Annotated in this window: 19 protein-coding genes; 18 read left to right on the top strand and 1 reads right to left on the bottom strand. The window is 69.2% G+C overall.

Going from position 1 to position 20,745, the window contains the following annotated elements; translation table 11 throughout:
* Positions 1 to 4 precede the first annotated feature (4 nt).
* From GB932_RS07090 to GB932_RS07030, 14 genes are all read left to right on the top strand, one after another.
* Entirely contained in the window at positions 5 to 2,437 is a 2,433-nt protein-coding gene (locus GB932_RS07090; RefSeq protein WP_156759984.1) for a phage tail tape measure protein, read from the top strand.
* Positions 2,434 to 3,210: a phage tail domain-containing protein gene (locus GB932_RS19190; protein ID WP_197517362.1), complete on the top strand. Its 777-nt coding sequence runs from the start codon at positions 2,434 to 2,436 to the stop codon at positions 3,208 to 3,210. The genes GB932_RS07090 and GB932_RS19190 overlap by 4 nt, the downstream gene beginning before the upstream one ends.
* Positions 3,211 to 3,230: 20 nt before the next feature.
* A complete protein-coding gene (locus GB932_RS07085; protein ID WP_197517361.1) occupies positions 3,231 to 6,260 on the top strand; it encodes a phage tail spike protein in 3,030 nt (1,009 codons plus the stop codon).
* Positions 6,257 to 6,439 carry a hypothetical protein gene (locus GB932_RS07080; RefSeq protein ID WP_156759982.1) on the top strand — a complete coding sequence of 61 codons (183 nt, stop codon included), beginning with the start codon at positions 6,257 to 6,259 and terminating at the stop codon, positions 6,437 to 6,439. The genes GB932_RS07085 and GB932_RS07080 overlap by 4 nt, the downstream gene beginning before the upstream one ends.
* Complete coding sequence (locus GB932_RS07075) at positions 6,436 to 6,936, top strand: hypothetical protein (RefSeq protein WP_156759981.1); 501 nt, start codon at positions 6,436 to 6,438, stop codon at positions 6,934 to 6,936. Before GB932_RS07080 ends, GB932_RS07075 begins: the two co-directional genes overlap by 4 nt.
* Positions 6,937 to 6,953: 17 nt before the next feature.
* Complete coding sequence (locus tag GB932_RS07070; RefSeq protein ID WP_156759980.1) at positions 6,954 to 9,083, top strand: glycosyl hydrolase family 18 protein; 2,130 nt, start codon at positions 6,954 to 6,956, stop codon at positions 9,081 to 9,083.
* Positions 9,084 to 9,151: 68 nt separating this feature from the next.
* On the top strand, positions 9,152 to 10,009 hold the full coding sequence (locus GB932_RS07065; protein ID WP_156759979.1) for a peptidoglycan-binding domain-containing protein: 858 nt from the start codon (positions 9,152 to 9,154) through the stop codon (positions 10,007 to 10,009).
* Positions 10,006 to 10,353 carry a hypothetical protein gene (locus GB932_RS07060; RefSeq protein WP_156759978.1) on the top strand — a complete coding sequence of 116 codons (348 nt, stop codon included), beginning with the start codon at positions 10,006 to 10,008 and terminating at the stop codon, positions 10,351 to 10,353. The genes GB932_RS07065 and GB932_RS07060 overlap by 4 nt, the downstream gene beginning before the upstream one ends.
* A gap of 36 nt (positions 10,354 to 10,389) precedes the next feature.
* Positions 10,390 to 11,280 carry a M23 family metallopeptidase gene (locus GB932_RS07055; RefSeq protein ID WP_156759977.1) on the top strand — a complete coding sequence of 297 codons (891 nt, stop codon included), beginning with the start codon at positions 10,390 to 10,392 and terminating at the stop codon, positions 11,278 to 11,280.
* On the top strand, positions 11,280 to 11,531 hold the full coding sequence (locus GB932_RS07050; RefSeq protein ID WP_156759976.1) for a hypothetical protein: 252 nt from the start codon (positions 11,280 to 11,282) through the stop codon (positions 11,529 to 11,531). The genes GB932_RS07055 and GB932_RS07050 overlap by 1 nt, the downstream gene beginning before the upstream one ends.
* Before the next feature lie 231 nt (positions 11,532 to 11,762).
* A complete protein-coding gene (locus GB932_RS07045) occupies positions 11,763 to 12,764 on the top strand; it encodes a hypothetical protein (protein WP_156759975.1) in 1,002 nt (333 codons plus the stop codon).
* Positions 12,765 to 12,775: 11 nt separating this feature from the next.
* On the top strand, positions 12,776 to 12,994 hold the full coding sequence (locus GB932_RS07040; RefSeq protein ID WP_156759974.1) for a hypothetical protein: 219 nt from the start codon (positions 12,776 to 12,778) through the stop codon (positions 12,992 to 12,994).
* Between the two features lie 502 nt (positions 12,995 to 13,496).
* Positions 13,497 to 15,218: a nitrite/sulfite reductase gene (locus GB932_RS07035; RefSeq protein ID WP_156759973.1), complete on the top strand. Its 1,722-nt coding sequence runs from the start codon at positions 13,497 to 13,499 to the stop codon at positions 15,216 to 15,218.
* Positions 15,215 to 15,961, top strand: coding sequence for a phosphoadenylyl-sulfate reductase (locus GB932_RS07030; protein WP_156759972.1), 747 nt, complete (start codon positions 15,215 to 15,217; stop codon positions 15,959 to 15,961). The genes GB932_RS07035 and GB932_RS07030 overlap by 4 nt, the downstream gene beginning before the upstream one ends.
* A gap of 44 nt (positions 15,962 to 16,005) precedes the next feature.
* Here the strand turns inward: GB932_RS07030 and msrB are convergent, their stop codons facing one another.
* A complete protein-coding gene (msrB, locus tag GB932_RS07025) occupies positions 16,006 to 16,407 on the bottom strand; it encodes a peptide-methionine (R)-S-oxide reductase MsrB (RefSeq protein ID WP_156759971.1) in 402 nt (133 codons plus the stop codon).
* Positions 16,408 to 16,449: 42 nt separating this feature from the next.
* On the opposite strand from msrB, the gene GB932_RS07020 reads away from it, so the two are divergent.
* The 4 genes from GB932_RS07020 (at position 16,450) to GB932_RS07005 (ending at position 20,738) form a co-directional block, all read left to right on the top strand.
* Positions 16,450 to 17,424: a DUF2332 domain-containing protein gene (locus GB932_RS07020; RefSeq protein ID WP_156759970.1), complete on the top strand. Its 975-nt coding sequence runs from the start codon at positions 16,450 to 16,452 to the stop codon at positions 17,422 to 17,424.
* Positions 17,425 to 17,599: 175 nt separating this feature from the next.
* Positions 17,600 to 18,919 carry an ABC transporter substrate-binding protein gene (locus GB932_RS07015; RefSeq protein WP_231916053.1) on the top strand — a complete coding sequence of 440 codons (1,320 nt, stop codon included), beginning with the start codon at positions 17,600 to 17,602 and terminating at the stop codon, positions 18,917 to 18,919.
* 131 nt (positions 18,920 to 19,050) lie between these two features.
* Positions 19,051 to 19,905 (top strand): carbohydrate ABC transporter permease, encoded by an 855-nt coding sequence (locus GB932_RS07010; RefSeq protein WP_231916065.1) that lies wholly within the window; start codon positions 19,051 to 19,053, stop codon positions 19,903 to 19,905.
* A complete protein-coding gene (locus GB932_RS07005) occupies positions 19,902 to 20,738 on the top strand; it encodes a carbohydrate ABC transporter permease (RefSeq protein WP_156759968.1) in 837 nt (278 codons plus the stop codon). The genes GB932_RS07010 and GB932_RS07005 overlap by 4 nt, the downstream gene beginning before the upstream one ends.
* Positions 20,739 to 20,745 lie beyond the last annotated feature (7 nt).

Genomic DNA, 20,745 nt, shown 5'->3' with positions numbered 1-20,745 from the left:
GCGCATGGCCGGAGTGGAGCTCGCGACAGCGTGGGTGCGACTCGTGCCCTCGATGGAGAACGCGACCGACAGCATCGTCAAGTCGCTCGCCCCCGGGACGGCCGCCGCCGAGAAGGAGGGCACCAAGGCCGGGAAGGGCTGGTCGTCGAACGTCAAGAAGGCGATCGGCGCGGCCGCGATCGGCGGGGCCGTCGTCGGCGCGTTCAAGGGGCTGTACTCAGTCGGCGACACGTTCGACACCGTCACCGACACGATCCGTGTCGGGACTGGCGCGCAGGGCGAAGCTCTGACGGGCCTGGTCGATGTGGCGAAGTCCGTCGGTAAGCAGGTGCCTGCAGAGTTCGAGCAGGTCGGCACTACGGTCGCGGATCTCAATACGCGCCTCGGCCTGTCCGGTGAAACGCTCGACACCGTCGCTCAGCAGTACCTCGAGGCCGGGCGCATCCTCGGCCAGGACGTCGATATCGCCTCCACGTCGGCGGCGTTCAGCGCTTTCAAGATCGAGGGTGACGCCGTCGTCGGCGCGATGGACAGCCTGTTTCAGGTCTCGCAGGCCACGGGTGTCGGCATGAACGATCTGGCATCGGGTGCGCAGCAGAACGGCGTCGCCCTGCAGGAACTCGGCTTCGGATTCGAGGACAGCATCAGTCTGCTCGGCTCGCTCGACAAGGCGGGCCTGAATGCGAACGGCATGATGTCGGGTCTGTCCCGCTCGCTCGTCAACCTCGCGAAGGACGGCGAGCAGCCCGCTGACGCGTTCCAGCGCGTCATCGGTGAGATGCAGGGGTACATCGACAAGGGCGACAGCGCGGCCGCGCTCGACATCGCGGGATCCGTGTTCGGCACCCGCAACGCCGCACAGTTCATCGGGGCGCTGCAGTCGGGCGTTCTCAGCATGGATGACCTGATGGCCGCAACGGGAGCGACCGGGGACACGATCCTCGGTGTCGGCGAGGAGACGATGAGCTTCTCCGAGCGATGGCAGCAGACGATGAACACGGGCATGACAGCGCTCGAGCCTCTCGCGACCGGCCTGTTCACCGCCCTCAGCGACGGCCTGACCGCGGCGATGCCAACCCTGCAGGCGCTCGGCGAGTGGGTGTCGCAGAACACCGGAACGATCGGCGTCATCGCGGGCGTGATCGGCGTGACGCTCGTCGCGGCGATGGTCGCGTGGACAGCGTCGATCTGGGCGTCCACGATCGCCCTGCTTGCCAACCCGGTCACATGGATCATCCTCGCAATCATCGCGCTCGTCGCCGCGGTCGTCCTGCTGGTGATGCGGTGGGACGAGGTCGTCGCGTTCATCTCGGACATCTGGGGAAGTTTCGTCGACTGGCTCGTCGCCGTCGGTGACGGCATCGCGACATGGTGGAACGATCTCTGGGGCGGTATCGGTCAGTGGATCCGCGATGTGTGGGACGGGTTCATCACGTGGATCACCGACGTGTGGAGCGGCTTCATCGGCTGGCTTCAGGGCATCGGCGACGGCATCGCGACCTGGTGGAACGGCCTCTGGTCGGGCATCGGTCAGTGGATCCGCGATGTCTGGGACGGCTTCACCTCTTGGGTGCGCGAGAAGTTCGAGTTCTGGGTCGCCGTGATCCAGGGCGTCGGCGCGCTCTACGTCCAGTGGTGGAACGACTTCTGGTCGGGCATCGGGAACTTCATCCGCGACATCTGGAACGGGTTCACCTCTTGGGTGCGCGAGAAGTTCGAGCTGTTCCTGCTCGGCGTGCGCATCATCGGCGACGCGATCGCGTCCTGGTGGCACGGCCTCTGGTCCGGCATCGGATCGTTCGTGGCCGACACGTGGAACGGCTTCATCGGCTGGGTGCAGGGCATCTTCGGCGGCTTCGCGTCGTGGATCCGCGGCGTCGGCGACGGCATCGCGTCCTGGTGGAACGGTCTCTGGTCCGGGATCGGCGGATTCTTCGAGTCCGTGTTCGGCGGGCTGGCGGGCTTCGCGCAATCGGCGTTCAACAACGTCGTCGGTGCGATCAAGGCCCCCATCAACGGAATCATCGGGCTCGTCAACGGCGCGATCAGTGGACTGAACTCGCTGTCGGTCACGATCCCCGACTGGGTGCCCGCCGTGGGCGGTCAGACGTGGGGGCTATCACTTCCGCAGATCCCGTATCTCGCGAAGGGCGCGACGATCTTGCCTCGCTCGGGAGGCACCCTCGCGGTGCTCGCCGAGGCGGGACGGCCCGAGTCGGTCGTGGACACCGGTCTGATGAACCGTGCCCTCGAGGAGGGGCTTGCGGGCGAGGACGGATCCGGAATGACCGTGCAGGGCGCGCTCGTGCACATCGAGCACATGACCGTCGACAGCGACCGGCGCGTCGAGGAGGTCTCGCGCGACCTGCACCAGCGCATTCAGCGCGCCGAACGCGCGCGCGGCAAGGTCAACCTCGGAGGGGCGGTGACGGCATGAGCTTCACGTATGGGTCGTTCACGACCGACTCGCTCGGGCTGATCGCGACCCTGACTGCCTGGCCGTCGCTCGCGGGCCTCCAGCTCGAAACGTTGGAGGCCCCGGGCACGGACGGGCTCATCCTCGGCGGCGCGACGCGGTCCTCGACTCGCTTCGCGTTCGACGTGATCGTGTCCGGCGAGACGCCCGAGGATGCCGCGACCAAGCGCGACAGCCTCGTGCTCGCCCTCGACCCCGCCCGCGGCGAACGGCAACTGCAGATCGATGCGATGCCGGGCTGGCAGTGGCGCGCGATCGCCGCGGGTGGGATCGACTGGGAGCGCCTCACGTGGGATACCGGGCTTGGCTTCCAGTTCCGCGGCGAGGTCGCCTTCGAGGTGCTCAGCGCGTACGGCCGCCCGACGGCCGATGAGACATGGAGCTACGCCGCGCCCGGCTCGCGGCAGATCACCCGGCAGGAGGGCAATGCGCGCTCGTTCCCGACGGTCGAGATCGAGGGCACGCTGTCCTCGTCGGAGACGGTCACGGTGCGCGTCGGCGACGTCGTCACGACAATCCCCGGGCCGCTCACCTCGGCGCAGGTGCTGCGCCTGGACTACGACACGTTCGACTTCGCGCGCTGGAACGGATCGACGAAGGTCGCGTCCGTCGTGCGGCCGATGACGTCGCTCGATCGGGCCGAACTCTGGCCGCACGAGGCGGCCACGTTCGCCGTGTCGACGACCGGGACGGTGTCGGCGGTCCGGCTCTACGCGAATTCGCGGCTGCAGTAGGCCGCAGGAAGGAAGGCACCGTGCCCGTTCAGACGCTGTGGAACGATCGTCTCGCATGGTCGGGAGAGGTGCCGCTCGATTACCCCGGCCTGAACCCGGTGACGCTCACGCGGTTCCACGAGATCGCCATTTGGGCTGCTGGACCCGCCTACGAAGACGTCGCCGACACGGTGAACACTGCGAGTTGGCGGCTCTGGTACGAGAGCGGCGGGTCGGCGAACGCGTTCACCGAGGCGGGCCAGTGGGGCGAGGGCGCGCGGCTGAACGCGACCGATCCGTCGGCGTCACAGTCGTGGATCGGCCGGGGCGGTAGCGGCGGACACGCCCCGCCGCAGGGCATGACGAGCGGGCGCTACCTCGTGGGCATGTGGTACGACCACGCCTACACGATGGCGCATATCCCGCTGATCACCACCCGCGGCGACGGCACGGCGACACCGCTGTTCCACCTCGCGACGGTCAACTATGGCTCGCTGCGACACCAGGTCTACGACGATGCCGGGACGGCACTGCTGGATCAGTTCGAGGGCACGCCTCCGTGGGGCACGCCGACCACGTCGCAGTGGGTCGGACAGCTGATCGACTTCGACGCGGGCACGTCGCAGATCCTCGCGGCGAACTTCGCTACCCACGAGTGGTGGATCTCCCCGGCGCGCGCGATCGGCGGCACGCCGAACACGGCTCCTGGCGCGCAGATCCGCGTCTATGGGATGGGTGACGCCGCGGCGTACTGGGCCGGTGGCGGCGTCGACGAGTTCCTCACCGCCCGCCCGGACGCCACCTTCGACGCCGAGACGTTCCTCGACGCGCTCGCGCGCGGCACGTTCTCGACCGGCCAGGCGGCTGGGCACGGCGACGTGCTGGCCGTGACCGACGCGGAGGTCACCGGCCCCACGGGCGGCACGGGCGGATCCGACCGCACGTTCTACACGGGCGCGGTGCCGCTGCGCTGGCAGGACGGCGCGACGTTCGCGCCTCTCGCGGGTCACTCCCACAGCTGGGCCGCGCAGGGATCCACCGACGACGGCGCGACATGGGCCGACCTCTCGGACCCGCCGCCCGCGTCGTTCGACGGGCTCGTGCGCTTCCGCGTCTACCTCGCCGATGACACGAAGTCGTTCGCGGGGATGGACGTGGACATCGCCGAGGTCGGCGCGCCCGTCATGGATCCGATTTCGGACGTGACGATCGGCGAAGGGACGTCGGACACGGTCGAGGTGTCCTCGACCGACGGATGGCGACCGGTCACCTACTCGGCGGCGTCCAGCGACGAGGCCGTGGCGGCCGTGTCCGTCTCGGGAACGACGCTCACCATCGACGGCGGCACGCCCGGATCCGCGACGGTGACGGTGACCGCGACCGATGCCGACGGGCAGACGGGCGAGACGACGTTCACGGTGACCGTTGAGATGATCGCGCCGGATCCGCCGGTCATCGACCCGATCATGCCGATTGACCTCGAGGCGGGGACCGCGGAGACGGTGACGCTGACCGCGACCGGTGACGGCGGCCCGTTCTCGTGGTCGGCCGTCGAGGACGACCCCGGCTCGCTCGTGTCGGTGTCGATCAGCGGCGATCAGATGACGGTCGGCGCAGGATTCGGCGAGGGCACCGCACAGGTCGACGTGACGGTCACCGACTCGTACGGGCAGACCGACACGGTGACTTTCCCGGTGACGGTGTTGCTCCCGCCGACGCCGGAACCGGTCATCCCGAGGTATGCGCGCGAGCCGATCATCGTCGGCGACGGCGCGGACGCGGCGGCGATCGTCGACCCGGTGGCGGGCGTCGTCGTCCGCGAGGTCAACGGCGAGCAGACGCTCACCTTCGGTCTGCCCATCAAGCACCGGCACGGCGGCGCGATTCTTCCCGAGGCTCCGGTCGAGCACGCGGGGATCCCGTACCGGGTGCGGCGGATCGAGACGGGCCGCGAGGCCGGGACACCGGTCATGTCCGTGTACTGCGAGGAGGACTTCTACGACCTCGCCTACGCCGGGCAGCTCGACGCGCGCGAGTACCGCCAGGTGACGGCTCTGCAGGCGATGACGGACGCGCTCGCGGGCACCGAGTGGAGCATCGGGACGGTGAACGTCGCCACGCGCCGCACCTATGCGGTCGAGGTGACCAACCCGCTCGAGCTACTGCGCACGGTGCAGGCGAACCACGGCGGCGACCTGCTGTTCGACAGCGTCGCCCGCACGGTGTCGCTCGTGACGAAGTCCGGGCGCGACGTCGGCGTGGCGTTCGTCTACGGGCGCGGCCTGACGGAGTCGAAGCGCGTCGTCGACACCACGTCGCTGGTGACGCGCATCTACGCGCGCAATGCCGACGGGCAGACGATCGCGAGCGTCAACGGCGGGGAGGCGTACGTCGAGGACTTCACCTACACGTCGGAGGTGCGGGAGGCGACGTACGACTTCGCGGCGGGCACGTCGCCGTACACGATGCTGTCGATGGCGTCGGCGACGCTCGCGAATCGCTCGCGGCCGTCGTACTCGTACGAGTTCACGGTGGCGGATCTGTCGTGGCAGACGCGCCAGGAGATCGACCGGTTCGATGTCGGCGACGTCGTGACGGTCGTAGATGACGAGCTGGGGATCCGCGAGGCGCAGCGCATCGTCGCGATCGAGCACGACATCGTGCGCCCGGCGCGCACGAAGATCACGCTCTCGGCGAAGCTGCGCGAGCTCGGCTCGTCGACGGGCGACGAGGGCGGCGTGACCACCGGGTCGCAGCAGTCGACGTTCGATCTCGTCCCGTACAACCTGCTCAAGAACTCGCGTTTCGATGGCGGCCTGCAGCACTGGGGATCCCTCGGCGTCGACGCCGTCGAGGCGGCGCAAGGCACGGGCGACATGGCGGCGCGGTTCACCGGCTCCGGTGAGCGGTGGATCGAGCAGACCGTCCAACCCGACAACCGCGACGCCTACAGCTTGTCGTTCGACATCGAGTCGTCGGGGCCGCAGGGGTGGACGCCGGACGTGCGCGCGATCGCCGAGGTGACGTACGAGGACGGTTCCACAGAGACGATCACGCTGGAGCTGACATGAGGGCAACCTTCCGGCCGGGCGCGGGGCGCATCGCGACGCTCCGCGTCCGCGTGAGCGTCCCGAACGGCGAGGCAGGCTCAGAGGTGACGATCACCGACGTGATCCTGCAGCCGGGGCCGCCGTCGGCGTGGCTCCCGCACGTGTCCGAACTGCCCTGGTCGCCCGGGGTGACGCCATGAGGCTGCGCGGTGCGTACCACACGCCGCGCGGCCGCGTCGCGCAGATCACGCTCCGGCTCCTCGCAGGCGACCTCCCCGAGGCCGCCGAGGTGCTGATCACCGACCTGCAGCTGCAGGAGGGCGAGCAGCCGACCGGCATCGTCCCGAACCCGGCCGAGGCGGGCACCCCGACGGGGAAGACGACCTACCGCAACGGCGTCATCCACGGCGGGCGGCCCGTCGTCCTGCTGGCGAACATCGACGCCGCGACACCGACGCAGATCGCCGTCGAGCGCGCGCACGGCGACACCCGCGTCGGCAGCTACCGCTTCGGGGATCCCGTGGGCGCGCGCGTCGAGGCTGACGGGGCCGCCCTCACCGCCACCGCCGGGTGGGGGCGCGTCCCGGTCGTTCCCGAGCGCTCCGATCTGCACCTGAACATCCGAACCGCCGGGCGCGCGTTCCTGCGCGCCGGGTGGACCGACCGTGCCGAGGACGACTCGAACGCCCCCGGCTGACACGAGGAGGCCCGGCCATGGCAGACGGCGAGGATGTGTGGGTGTGGGTCGGGCACCTCGGCATCTCGGCGCGCATCGATCTGGTGCTCACCGAGTACGGCGACCGGCTCACGGACGTGTCGATCTTCGGGTGGTACGTCTCCACCGACGGCACGCTGACCGAGACGCTCGACCCGGCCGTGATGGACGGCTACCGGGCGCGGTGGCCGCACATCCGATGGTGGGCGGCGTTCCGCAACATGGACAACCCGAGCGAGGCCCCGCGGGCGATCTTCGACGCGCTGCGCGGATCCGCGGCCGCCCGCGCCAAGCTCGCCGATCAGGTCGCCGCCGTCTTCGCGGAGTATCCGTGGCTGCACGGCGTCGACATCGACCTCGAGCAGGGCGGCGCGGGCGACCCGGCCCAGTCCGAGGCGATCTTCGAGGCCGTCGCCGATCGCGCGCACACGCTCGGCCGGAAGTGCGCGTGCGCGCTGCCGCCGCTGACCGCGTCCGGATCCGTCGGCGGCGAGGACTGGGTGCGGTACTACGAGCTCGGGCAGATCGTCGACCACGTCGAGATCATGACGTACGACTTCGCGTGGATGGGATCCGCGCCCGGCCCGATCGCGCCGGGCTTCTGGGTGCGCGAGGTCGCCGGGTGGGTCGCCTCGCAGATCGACCCGCGGAAGGTGTCGCTCGGGATCCCGCTCTACGCCTACTTCTGGACGATCCACGCCTACCCGACGAACTCGAGCGGGTGGCGTGGCGACTCCGGCACCTACTACGCCGCGTGGCAGCACTTCACCGGCTTCCGGACCGGCGACGGCACGCAGGGCTCGCCGCAGGGCGACGGCTCGCACGAGCGCATCGGGTGGGTCGTCTACCGCGACGTCGACTCGCAATCCCTCTGGGGCTACACGGACGTGTACGACTGGCTCGAGCCGTCGATGTTCGACGCCTCGACGGGCATCGTGTCAGCGTCGTTCAGCGGCCGCGAGTACACGACCCGCTACGGCCTGCCCGTCGCGCCGACCCGGTGGGACGTCGTCGACAACCGGCCCACCGATGAGGAGGCGGTCTACACGATCGAGCCGCGCCGCGTCGTCTCCGAGGCCGGGGCGCTCGTGGAGCCGTCCACCGGGTACGGGCTCACGGTCGACCTGCTGCAACGCGAGCCGGTCGCCGCGACGATCCTCGACGACTACATCACCTCCGAGACCGCGTACGTCGCGGATCCGGCGTGGGAGGTCGTCGAACCGCTCGACGGCTACCGTCAGTGGCGCGGATCCGGGCCGCTGGCCTACGACCACGACTTCGGCGAGCGGCCGCTGTACGTGCAGGCGCGCGGCCAGTTCGCCACGAGCGGCCGCTTCTCGATCTACTCGCAGGGCTGGGGCGTCCGATACACCAACGACTCGGGCCTGCTCGAGCTGGTGCGCTCGGGCTCCGTCGAGGCGACCGCGTACGTGACGCCGCGCGCGGCCGGGGCCGCCCCGCAGGAGCAGCGGTTCGTGCTCGGGCTGCGCGTCCGCGAGAACTCGGCGCGCGCGTACTTCGGGCTCACCGAGGAGGGCCGCATCCCGACGATCCTGTCGGCGTCCGGGACGGCGTTCCCGGGAGGCGTGACGCAGTTCGACACCGGACTTGGCGCGGAGATGTGGCTCGATCACCTCTACCTCGGCGACGGCTGGTGGTACATGCCGCGCGAGCGCGTCACCGTGCAGATCGACGCGCCGGGCGTGACCGAGCAGTTGGAGCTCGGCGGCATCGCTCGCACGGGCGTCACCTGGCGCGACGACGGCGCGCAGTTCCGGCCGGACACGGACGTCGATGAGCACGAGACCCGCACCGCGAGCATCTCGCGCGACTGGGCCTTCCACCACTGGAACCCCTCGCCGCTGGTCTCCGACGTCGCGCACACGGTGACGGTGATCCCGACCGACATCGACGTGTGGGTCGGCCGCCTCGTCGCGTGCGACGCCGACTACGCGCGCATCATCTACGTCCACGACCCGCAGGGCGTCCTCCACTGGCGCGCCGCGGCCGCGTTCGAGTTCGGCTTCGCCGGGGTCGCGATGTGGTCGCTCGGGCAGGAGGACGTGCGCCTCTGGGACCTGATGCAGGGCGGTCTCCTGCCGTCCGACACGAAGCGACTGAACGCCTGACTCACCTGATCGAAGCGCCCGCTCAGCATCGTCCTGGCGGGTGCTTCGCCGTACCCGAAGGAGACCACATGCCTACCTGGGCACCGATCACAGACCAGATCGTCGACACCCCGTGGGGCCGCTCGCGCGGCGACGCGCCCGTCGTCGGCCTCATGGCTCACCACCAGGCCAATGGCGACGGCCCCGACTCGGTCGCCTACATGGTTGGGCCGAACGAGCGCGACTCGCACCCGACCTACGCCACCGACAAGACCGGCCGCGTCGTCGGCATCGTCCCCCCGGACCTCTGCCCGTCGTCGACCGGCTACGACCTGGACCGCGGCGCGGTCACGATCGAGCTCGCGAACATCGGCGGCGCGCCGGACTGGCCCGTCGCGGACGCCTCGACCGAGACGCTGGCGCAGCTCATCGCGCACCACGCGGCCGAGTCCGAGCGCGCAGGGCACCCCGTCGAGGTGAACGAGCCCGGCCGCACGCAGGCCGGTTTCTGGGTCGGCTGGGACTCGCAGTACCGCGCCACCGAGTGCCCCGGAAACGACGTGCGCGCACTGATCCCCGCGGCCGTCGCACGCGCGAACGAGATCCTCGCAGGCGGCCCCTCCGCGATCCCCGCGGACCCGGCCGCCCCGCCGTTCCCGCTCCCGAGCGGCTGGTACTTCGGCCCCGAGAACGGCCCTGCCGAGTCGGTGAGCTGCAAGCACGCGAACGCCGCCGGGACGGTCGACGAGCTGCGCAAGATGCTGTGGCGCTGGCAGCAGCGCATGGAGGACCGCGGATGGCAGTTCCCCCTCTACGGCTCGGACGGGATCTACGGCGACGAGACGCGCGAGGTCGCGCTCACGTTCCAGCGCGAGAAGGGCCTCGTCGCCGACGGCCTCGTGGGGTCGGTCACGTGGGCCGCGGCGTGGACGGAGCCCGTCACGTGACCGGTATCCCCACGGAACTGGTCGGGGCCGCGGGCATCGCGCTCACGGCGCTCGGGGGCGTCATCGGTGCATGGATCGCGGCGCGCGCGAAAGCGCAGCAGACGGCCGCACAGGCATCGGATCGCCTGATCGACCAGCTGCAGGAGGAGCGCGACGGCTACCGCGAGTCGCACGAGGGGCGCATCACCGCCGCCGAGCAACGCCTCACGGAGGTTGAGCGGCGGAACGGGATCCTCGTCGATCGCAACGACCGATACCGCGACCTGCTGCACAAGCACCGGGCGCACATCTGGGATGGCAAGCCGCCGCCCCCGCCGGAGTGGCCCGACGACCTACCCCGATAGACCCGCCGCGCATGCGCGGCACGAGAGGAGAACAACATGACGGTCATCACGCAGTGGCCGGTCGGTCCGACGCCGGAGAGTATGGAGGCGAACGCGATCCCTTATCCGGCGGTCGACAGCGGAGGCCTGTACGGCGCGCCCCGATCCGGTGGCCGCATCCATCGCGGCTACGACTTCGCCGCTCCGAGCCAGTGGAATGTCCGCGCGATCGCGGACGGATTCATCTACTTCCGCCCGCCGTACATCGACAATGGCGACGCGCTTTACCCGTCGGGGTACGCGGCGGGTGGGGTGCAGGTGTGGCTCCAGCACGACGGCTTCCAGAGCCGCTACTTCCACATGTACGAGCACTCGCCCAACACCGTCGGTCTCCCGATCCCGGAGACGCCCGAGGAGCGTCCGATCTACTACGGCGGTCAGGGCCAGTTCGTGAAGCGCGGTGACCCGATCGGCACCGTCAGTGGGACGAACTACGCGGGTGCACCGTACGGGATCCACCTGCATCTGGAGACGGTGCCCGGAACCCCGGGCCTCTCGAACTCGGGCGTCGACCCGATCCCCTTCGTCCGCGAACGACTCGCGGTGAACAACCCCAACAACCCCAGCGGGGAGAACGGAGACGACATGTATCTCGTCAAGGACAAGGCCCTCGGTCACGTCTACCTCATCGGTAACCAGTTCATCAAGCACGTCACGAGCTCGAACGCCGTCGGCAACCTCCGGCAGGCCGGCGTGCCCTACATGGAGGGCAACAACGGCTTCACGGTCACGAACGTCGGCTATGGGATGGGCATCCCGATGGGGAGCGTCTACCGCTCGTCGGACGGCATGATCCGCGACGCCCTCACGCACGACTTCGGGTCGGGCAAGGTGTGGTCGGCCGAGCGTCGCCTCGCGCGGATCCTCGGGAAAGGGAGCAACTTCTGATGAGCAGCAAGGTCATCCCCGCCGACGTACGCCTCGCCGCGAAGCGCGGCTTCGTGCGCACCGCGACGCAGGCCCTCTCGAGCGTGATCCCGCTCGGCGCAATCGCGATCCCGACGACCGGGGACGCGCTCCTCGGGGTCGGCCTCGCAGTCGGCGGCGCGATCGTCTCGGCGACGCTCGCCGGTACGGCGTCGGCGCTCGCCATCATCTCCAAGGGCGTGCCCGAGGAGTACCAGGCCGCCAAGGTCTGACCGTGGCGACGCTCGCCGTCGCCACGGCCCTGACCGTCGTTGTGATCGCTCTCGCGGTCACGCGATCCTGACAACGCCCCTCCTGGGTGAGTCCCTGACGCTACGGCGGCGGGCTCCCCGGGAGGGGCACTTTCGTCGTGTCAGCAACTGTCCGCACTGTCCGATTTCCTCGACATTTGTCCCCCAAAAGGGGGACAGACAGGCCCTCCAGGCGGGCGGTACCGTGGCGCTATGACCCACAACACAGCAGAACGACGACCACAGGCACAGTCTCCGTCCAGGAGATTCGCTACCTCCACGAAGCTCGGAGCGGCAGTCATGCTCGTCTCGTCCCTCGTCCTCGGTGGAAGCGTGGGAGCGAGCGCCCAGCCGAGTGCCCCTGGTACCGAAGATCCGCTGAGCGTGCTGCGCGGGCTGACGGAATCTTCGACGTCCGCAGAGTTGCGCGTGCTCGACGCTCGTGCGCAAGCCTCAGAGCATCGAGAAATCGTCCCGTCCACGTCGCACGAGCCCATCTCGTTGGAAACGCCCGACGGGACGCTGTCAATTCGAGTCGGCGATGCGGCCGACGACGGGCGTGATGTCGGAGATGGCCTCACCTCGTACGACGTTCACGGTGCTGAGGTCGTACCGATCGCGAAATCCGACGGTGGCGTCCAGATCGTCAGCATCAGCGAGGACGGAGATCCGCTGGCGTTCGCGTACGAGTTCGACGTACCTGACGGAGCTGACCTCCATCCGCTCGATGGCGGTGGCATTGCCATCGGCGCGGACGTGAGCGACCCAATCGCTGTGGTGGCCGCGCCATGGGCCGTCGACGCTGCCGGTGAAAGCGTCAGCACTGAGTACGTGATCTCCGGCACGACGATCACGCAGCACGTGTATCCGACGGCGGCGACCGAATTCCCCATCGTCGCCGACCCCTATGTCGGGTACACGTGGTTGAGGTCCTACACATGGGAGAACTCGTCGCGAGTCCGCGTCGAACCCACAGTACTTCTCCGCGCCGCCTGCCCTCCGGGAAACATCCCCTGCTGGAAACTCCCGACGGATTGGCTCTGGAACGAGCTCCGCGACGTACAGTCAGCCACCAACCGAAGCAAGCTGGGGTCCTCCGAATACAACCAGCTCTACTGCCACACAGTCGCAGTACCATACAAGTCGACCTACAACCTCGACACGCCCACGCCTGACCGCGGGCTCGCTGGTTTTCTCGCGAACGGGTGCAACTGAGAGGAGTGCCTATGAATACACAGATGAAAATCGGAATCGGTGCGATCGCGGGGGGAGTCGTCGCTGTTATCGCAGGCATCGTGCTTGTGTATAAGGGCTACATCGATGCGGTCTACGCGGAGGCGGGTTGGCATCCACAGATTGGTCTGCTGACGTTGCCGACGATCGGCCTGCTGCTGATTGTCGCCGGGGCCGTGGCAATGCTGCTGTCGCGTCGGCGCAACGCGTAGCTGGCTCGGCTCCCTAGAAGTCGCGACAGTTGCGGCCTCGTCGTCGGTCGATCGGAGGTTGCTTCGTCACTGCGCCGAGAGCGCCCCTCCTGCTTCGGCAGGAGGGGCGCTCTCGGCGCACCGGGAGCCAGTACCTTCCGCGGTGCTCTCCGCCGGCGCGTTCGCGGCCCGGCTGTGCGGCGTCGGGATCTTCCATCGGATGAAGGGGGCGTCGTCTCACATTCGTCTCACATGTCGTTGTTCGCGGGCGACGTTCGATGTATGTCGATGTGCGTTCGCAACGGTGCTAAATGCCTGACCGGGGGGAGTAAATGTGGTCAGAAGCGGCTCCCTGTCGGCGCGTGTGTTTCAGACCGAAGCCGACAGGGGGTCGTGGGTTCGAGCCCCGCAGCCGGCACCTCGCGTATTACGTCGTGTGATGTCGCAGGGCGTCACATTGGAGCCGCCTCGTCCCGGGCGTCTTTAGGCTCGTACTCACATCCGAGCAGGGAGTGGGGTGGCCATGAGCGTCGACAGCAGCCAGACGGCGGCGAATCGCGGAGCGCGCACGCGTGCCGCACGTGGGGCGAAGAAGCCGCACGGGCAATGGAAGATCGACGGCACCGAGCCGCTCAACGCCAACGAGGAATTCAAGCTCGAAGACGGCGGCCTCAATGTGCGCGAGCGCATCGAGAACGTCTACGCGAAGGGCGGCTTCGCGTCGATCGACCCGACCGACCTGCACGGCCGGTTCCGCTGGTGGGGCCTGTACACGCAGCGCAAGCCCGGGATCGACGGCGGCAAGACCGCGACCCTCGAGCCGCACGAGCTCGAGGACGAGTACTTCATGCTGCGCGTGCGCATCGACGGCGGGCAGCTCACGACCGAGCAGCTGCGCGTGATCGGCGAGATCTCGACCGACTTCGCGCGCGGGACCGCCGACCTCACCGACCGGCAGAACATCCAGCTGCACTGGATCGAGGTCGAGTCGATGCCGGAGATCTGGCGGCGGCTGGAGGCCGTCGGGCTGGGCACGACGGAGGCGTGCGGCGACGTGCCGCGCGTGGTCCTCGGATCCCCGGTCGCGGGCATCTCCGTCGACGAGCTGATCGACCCGACGCCGCAGATCGACGAGATCACGGATCGTTTCATCGGCGATCCCGAGCTCGCGAACCTGCCGCGCAAGTTCAAGACGGCGATCACCGGCCACCCGAGCCAGGACGTCGTGCATGAGATCAACGACGTGTCGTTCGTCGCGATCGACCACCCCGAGCACGGCATCGGCTACGACGTCTGGGTCGGCGGCGCGCTGTCGACCGTCCCCCGCCTGGGGGAGCGGCTCGGCGCGTGGGCATCGCCCGATCAGGTCTCCGAGGTCTGGCATGGCGTCGTGCGCATCTTCCGCGACTACGGATACCGCCGCCTGCGCAACAAGGCGCGCCTGAAGTTCCTCCTCGCCGACTGGGGCCCCGAGAAGTTCCGCGAGGTGCTCGAGACGGAGTACCTCGGCTACGCGCTCGCGGACGGCCCCGCACCGACCCGCCCGACGGGTCCCGGTGACCACGTCGGCGTGCACAAGCAGAAGGACGGGCGCAACTACATCGGCGTGACGCCGATCGTGGGCCGCATCTCGGGGGATCTGCTGACGAAGCTCGCCGACCTGCTGGAGGACCACGGATCCGCTCGCCTGCGCACGACGCCGCACCAGAAGCTCGTCCTCCTCGATGTGGATGAAGAGCGCACGGAGTCGCTCATCGCCGGGCTCGACGAGCTCGGCCTGAGCGCCCGCCCGAGCCTCATCCGCCGCGGCACGATCGCGTGCACGGGAATCGAGTACTGCAAGCTCGCGATCGTCGAGACGAAGGAGACGGCGAAGAACGCCGTGCTCGACCTCGAGAAGCGGTTCGAGCAGACAGATCTCCCGGCGCCGCTCAGCCTGCACATCAACGGCTGCCCGAACTCGTGCGCCCGCATCCAGACTGCCGACGTCGGGCTCAAGGGCCAGATGATCACGGACGACGACGGCAACAAGGTCCCGGGTTTCCAGGTGCACCTGGGTGGTGGGCTCGCCTCCAGTGATCGCGACGAGGCGGGGCTCGGCCGCACGGTGCGCGGCCTCAAGGTCACGGCCGACGGCATCGCCGACTACGTCGAGCGCGTCGCGCATCGGTTCGCCGAGCAGCGCGACGGCGACGAGACCTTCGCGCAGTGGGCGCACCGCGTCGATGAGGAGGCGCTGATATGACCGTCAGCCTCGCCCCGCGCGCCGCGACGCGCCGCACGGCGGAGGAGCTCGAGGAGATCGCCCGGCAGGGGATCGCCGAGCTCGGCAGCGGCACCGACCACGAGGTCGACGCGCGCGCCGCCCTCGAATGGGTCGCCCGCACCTTCGATCCCGGCGCGGTCGCCGTCGCGTCGTCGATGGCGAACACGGTGCTTCCGCACCTCGTGTCGCAGAGCGTGCCCGGCGTCGACGTGCTGTTCCTCGACACCGGATACCACTTCGTCGAGACGCTCGCGACGAGGGACGAGGCGCAGCGGCAGCTCGACATCCGCGTCGTCGACGTGGCGCCGCCGCTGAGCGTCGCCGAGCAGGACGCCGCGTACGGCAAGGAGCTGTTCTCGCGGAACGCCGAGTACTGCTGCGCGATGCGCAAGGTCGAGCCGCTGCGCGATTCGCTCCGCGGGTACGAGGTGTGGATCTCGGGTGTGCGCCGCGACGAGTCGCCCACGCGGGCGTTCGCGCCGCTCGTGACGTTCGACGCGAAGAACGGCCTCGTGAAGGTCAACCCGCTCGTGCAGTGGACGAGCGACGACCTGTACGGCTACGCGGCCGAGCACGGCGTCCCGATGAACCTGCTGCTCAGCGCGGGCTACCCGTCGATCGGATGCGAGCCGTGCACGCAGCCCGTCGAGGACGGCGCCGATCCGCGTTCCGGTCGCTGGGCCGGCAGCACCAAGGTGGAGTGCGGGATCCACGTGATCTGACCCGCACGTGATCGGCCGGAGGCGATCGCCTCCGGCCGATCCGCTCATTCGCTCGGCGTGAAGTCGAGCGAGAGCGAGTTCATGCAGTAGCGGTCGCCCGTGGGGGTGCCGAAGCCGTCCGGGAACACGTGGCCCAGATGCGAACCGCATCGCGCGCAGCGCACCTCGGTGCGCCGCATGCCGAGGCTGTCGTCATCGAGCAGCTGCACCGCGTCGGGCCGCACCGACTCGTAGAAGCTCGGCCAGCCGCAGTGCGAATCGAACTTGGTTCCGCTCTGGAACAGCTCGGCGCCGCACGCCGCACAGGTGTACAGTCCGGCGCGTTCCTCGTCGAGGAGCTCGCCTGTCCATGCGCGTTCGGTGCCGGCCTCGCGCAGCACCGCGAACTGCTCGGGAGTGAGCTCGGCCCGCCACTCCTCATCGGTCTTCTCGACGTCGTATCCCATGGATCCAGGGTACGTCCGCGCGGGGTGCACGAGACTGGGACGATGGATCCCGACGATGTGCGCGCCCGCTACGCGCGATTCGCCCGCGACGAGGCGCCCGGCCGCAGCGAGGTCTATGCGGAGTGGGCGGCCGGCGTCGCGGACGACGCCGGCATCGCGCTGATCCTCGCCGGGCTCCCGTCTCCGCACCGGCAGCCGCCCGTCGTCTTCGCCGTGACGCGCATGCTCGGCGCTCCCGTCGGCGACTATCCCGGGTGGGCCCGGTTCGTCCGCGAGAACGCCGAACGCATCGTGGACGAGTGCCGTGCGCGGACGACGCAGACCAACGAGCCGCTGCGGTGCGCGCCGCTCGTCATCGCCCTCGAACGGGTGCGCGGGCCCATCGCGCTCATCGAGGTCGGCGCCTCGGCCGGCCTGTGCCTCTTCCCCGATCGCTACGCGTATCGATTCCGGACCGGCGACGACGTGATCCAGCTGGGCGGCGGCCCCGTGCGCCTCGACTGCGAGCTGCGCGGCGGGATCCGCGCACCTCGGCGCCTGCCTGACATCGTCTGGCGGGCGGGGATCGATCTGCAGCCGCGCGACGCGCGCGACGGCGACGACCGCGCGTGGATCGAGGGCCTCGTCTGGCCGGGGGAGACGGAGCGGGAGGCGCGGATCGGCGCCGCGCTCGACATCGCCGCGGCGGATCCACCCCTCCTGATCGCAGGCGACGCGACCGAGCCCGGCGTGCTCGCGGACCTGGTGGCGCGCGCTCCCGCGGACGCGACCGTCGGCATCACGACCCCCGGCGTGCTCCCGCACATCCCGCGCGCGGCGCGCACGCGCCTGATCGATGAGATCCGTCGGCTCCCCGCGCGGTGGATCACGATCGACGGCCCGGGCCTGCACGACGCGTGGGCTCCGCCGATCGACGCCGATGCGTGGGACGGCTTCGTGCTCGCGCTCGACGGTCGCCCGATCTCAGCCGTGGACCCGTTGGGCGGCTGGACCGCGCCCGCGTCCACGTCCGCATAGCTCGGCGTCGCGGGGCGGCGCAGGCCGGCGGCGTCGGGTCTCCCGTGCGGTCGTGGAGGATCCGGGTCGAAAGCGTGCCTTGACGCAGTGCGGTGCGTCCGCCATACTCGTGCCAAGACGTTTTGCCAATACGTTTTGGCATGCATGATCCGAATCGAAGGAGATCGGGGACGAGATGATGGCCTTTCAGAGGAGAACTGCCGGTGCTCGCCGGGGAATCGCGCTCGTCGGGGGCGCGGCCGTCGCGGGCCTCGCGCTCAGCGGATGCGGTGTCGGGGGAGATGCGGGCGACGCGGACAGTGCAGGTGGGATCACGGTGGTCGTCGAGGGCGGGGGCAAGGCCGAACTCGAGCCGATCGCCTCGCTCTACGAAGACGAGACGGGCACAGCGGTGACGCTCGTCGAGCTCCCGTACGACGGACTCTACGACCGCGTCTCGTCGGAGCTCCAGGCGGGGACGCCTTCATTCGACGTGGCGGCCCTCGACGCAATCTGGCTGCCCGCCTTCGCCGAGGCGCTCGTTCCCCTCGACGAGCTCTTCACGCCGGAGGTGGAATCCGACCTGTTCGACGGGCTGCTGGCCGAGGCGAAGGTCGGCGACCACTACGTCGGGATGCCGGCGTGGACGAACGCCGAGGTGCTGTTCTATCGCACCGACCTCTTCGAGGATCCGCGGAATGCGGAGGACTTCGTCGCGGAGTACGGATACGACCTCGCGCCGCCGACGACCTGGGAGGAGTACCGCGACGCGGCGGAGTTCTTCACGCGCGACACCGACGGGGATGGATCCATCGACATCTACGGAACCGACGTGAAGGGCGCCGTCGAGACCGAGTGGCTGGCCACGGTTTCGCAGGCGGGCGAGGAGCACATGGTGATCGATGCGGGCACCGGCGAGGTGACCATCGACAGTGACGCGCACCGTCAGGCGCTGGACTACTACGTGAGCCTGCTCGACGTCGCGCCGTCAGGCGCAGCGCAACTCGACTGGGCGGGCGCGCAGAACCTGTTCTATCAAGGGAACCTCGCCATGATGCGCTTCTGGGGGCACGCCTACCGGCAGACCCCGGCTGATTCCCCCGTCGCCGACGACATCGGCGTCGCGCCGATGATCGCCGGTCCTGGCGGCGCGGCGGCGGTTCCCGGCGCGTGGTATCTGGCCGCGCCCGTCGCCGGCACCCAGCAGGAGGCCGCCTCCGACTTCATCGCGTTCGCAATCGAATACAACGCGCTCTCGGCCGATACGTCCCTCGGGCTCGTCGCCAGGAAGAGCGCGTTCGAGGAACGTGAGCAGGAACCGGGATTCGAGAACTACGGCGCGCTGCTGGAGACGCTGGACGCAGCGCAGTCGCTGCCGCGCCCGGAGTCGAAGAACTGGCAGGAGATCACCGACAGCGTACTCATCCCGCTCGTGCAGAAGGCCGTCGAGCCCGGTGCGGATACGGCGGCGCTGCTGTCCGAGGCGAAGATGAAGATCGAGGACATCGTCCGCTAGGGCGCGGGGACATGGTGATGACGACGACGCGCAGCGAGGCGAGAGCCGTGCCCGCACCGAGGCGGAGAGCTCTGCGGACGCCTCACGGGCGGCGCCACGGACTGACGGATCGACGGTTCGCACAGCTGCTCATGCTTCCGGCCGCGATCTTCCTGACGGTGTTCGTGCTGGTGCCCCTGGGGAAGTTCATCGCAGACGGCTTCTTCGACATCTCCCCGTTCGCGGGAGGTGCACGCGCCTTCGTCGGCTTCGACAACTACGTTCGTGCGTTCGACTCGGAGTCGTTCCAGAACGCCTCGATCCGGACGATCGCCTACACGGCCATCGTCGTCATCTGCGAGTTCGCGCTCGGCCTCGCCGTCGCGCTGCTGTTCTCCGCGCTGGGGCGGCGGTCTGCGATCTTCCGGACTCTGTTCATGTACCCGCTGATGATCGCGCCGGTGGTCGCGGGGCTGCTGTGGAGGTTCCTGCTCATCGACAACTTCGGCATCGTCAACGAACTGCTGGTGCGAGCCGGCGTTCTGTCGTCGAGCGGGCAGATCCCGTGGCTCAGCGACCCGGGTATCGCCCTGTTCGCCGTGGCGATCCCGGACATCTGGCTCACGACCTCGTTCATCACGCTGGTGCTCTTCGCAGGCCTGCAGAACATTCCGGCGGACGTCATCGAGGCGGCGCGGCTCGACGGCGCACGGTATCCCCGGATGCTCATCAGCGTGATCCTGCCGCTGCTGCGGCCGGTCATCGCCGTCGCGCTCATCGTCCGGGGCATCGACGCCGCGCGGGCCTTCGACATCATCCTCATCCAGACCGGCGGCGGGCCGCAGGAGTCGACCACGACGCTCAGCCTGCTGATCTATCGCACCATGACACGGTTCGGCGACCCGGGACTCGCAAGCGCCATGGGAACCGTATACCTGTTCGCGATGCTCGCCGTCGCGATCGTCGCCATCCTCACCATCTGGCGTCCAGGGAGCACAGCACGATGAATCCCCTCGAAGTCCGCGGCCGAGGCCGCCTTCTCCTCTGGCTGCTGCTCGCCGCCACCGTCATCCTCTATGGATTCCCGTTCCTGTACCTCCTGCTGACGTCGTTCAAGACCCCGCTGGACACGATCGCGGTGCCGCCGACGCTGCTGCCGGATCCGTGGACGCTCGAGAACTACGTCGCGGCGCTGAGCAGGGACGGGGTGATCGCGTCGATCGCGAACAGCACCATCACGGCGGTCATCTCCACGGCCCTCTCCCTCGTGCTCGCGGTGCCGGCGGCCTATGCGATCACGCGGTTCCGCACGCCGAGCGGGCGGGTCTTCGTGATCGCCGCGCTCGTCACCCGCATGGTTCCGCTCATCGCCGTCGGCGCTCCGCTGATCGAGGTGATGCGAGGGATCGGTCTCACAGACACGTCGTTCGGACTCGCGATCGCGCACACGACCATCTCGCTCCCGCTGTCGATCTGGCTCATGACCAGCTTCTTCGAAGCGGTCCCGGACGAACTGGACGAGGCGGCGAAGATCGACGGTGCGGGGCGCCTGCGCGCGCTGTGGAGCGTAGTGCTGCCGGTCGTGAGCGGAGGCCTGTCGGTGACGGCGATCTTCGCGTTCCTCGCGAGCTGGAACGAGTTCCTCTTCGCGCTCCTGCTGACCTCCGTGCGGGCGCAGACGACACCGGTCGTCATCGCGAACTTCCAGAGCCAGTTCGGGCTCGATTGGGGCGGGATGACCGCACTGGCGGCGCTCTACTCGATCCCCGTCGTCCTGCTGACCCTTTTCCTGCAACGGCACATCGTCGCCGGCCTCACTCTCGGCGCGGTCAAGGGCTGAACGCATG

It is taken from the genome of Microbacterium karelineae, from assembly GCF_009745985.1.
In the GTDB taxonomy this organism is placed as follows: domain Bacteria; phylum Actinomycetota; class Actinomycetes; order Actinomycetales; family Microbacteriaceae; genus Microbacterium; species Microbacterium karelineae.
This window is presented reverse-complemented; position numbering and strand designations above follow the sequence as displayed.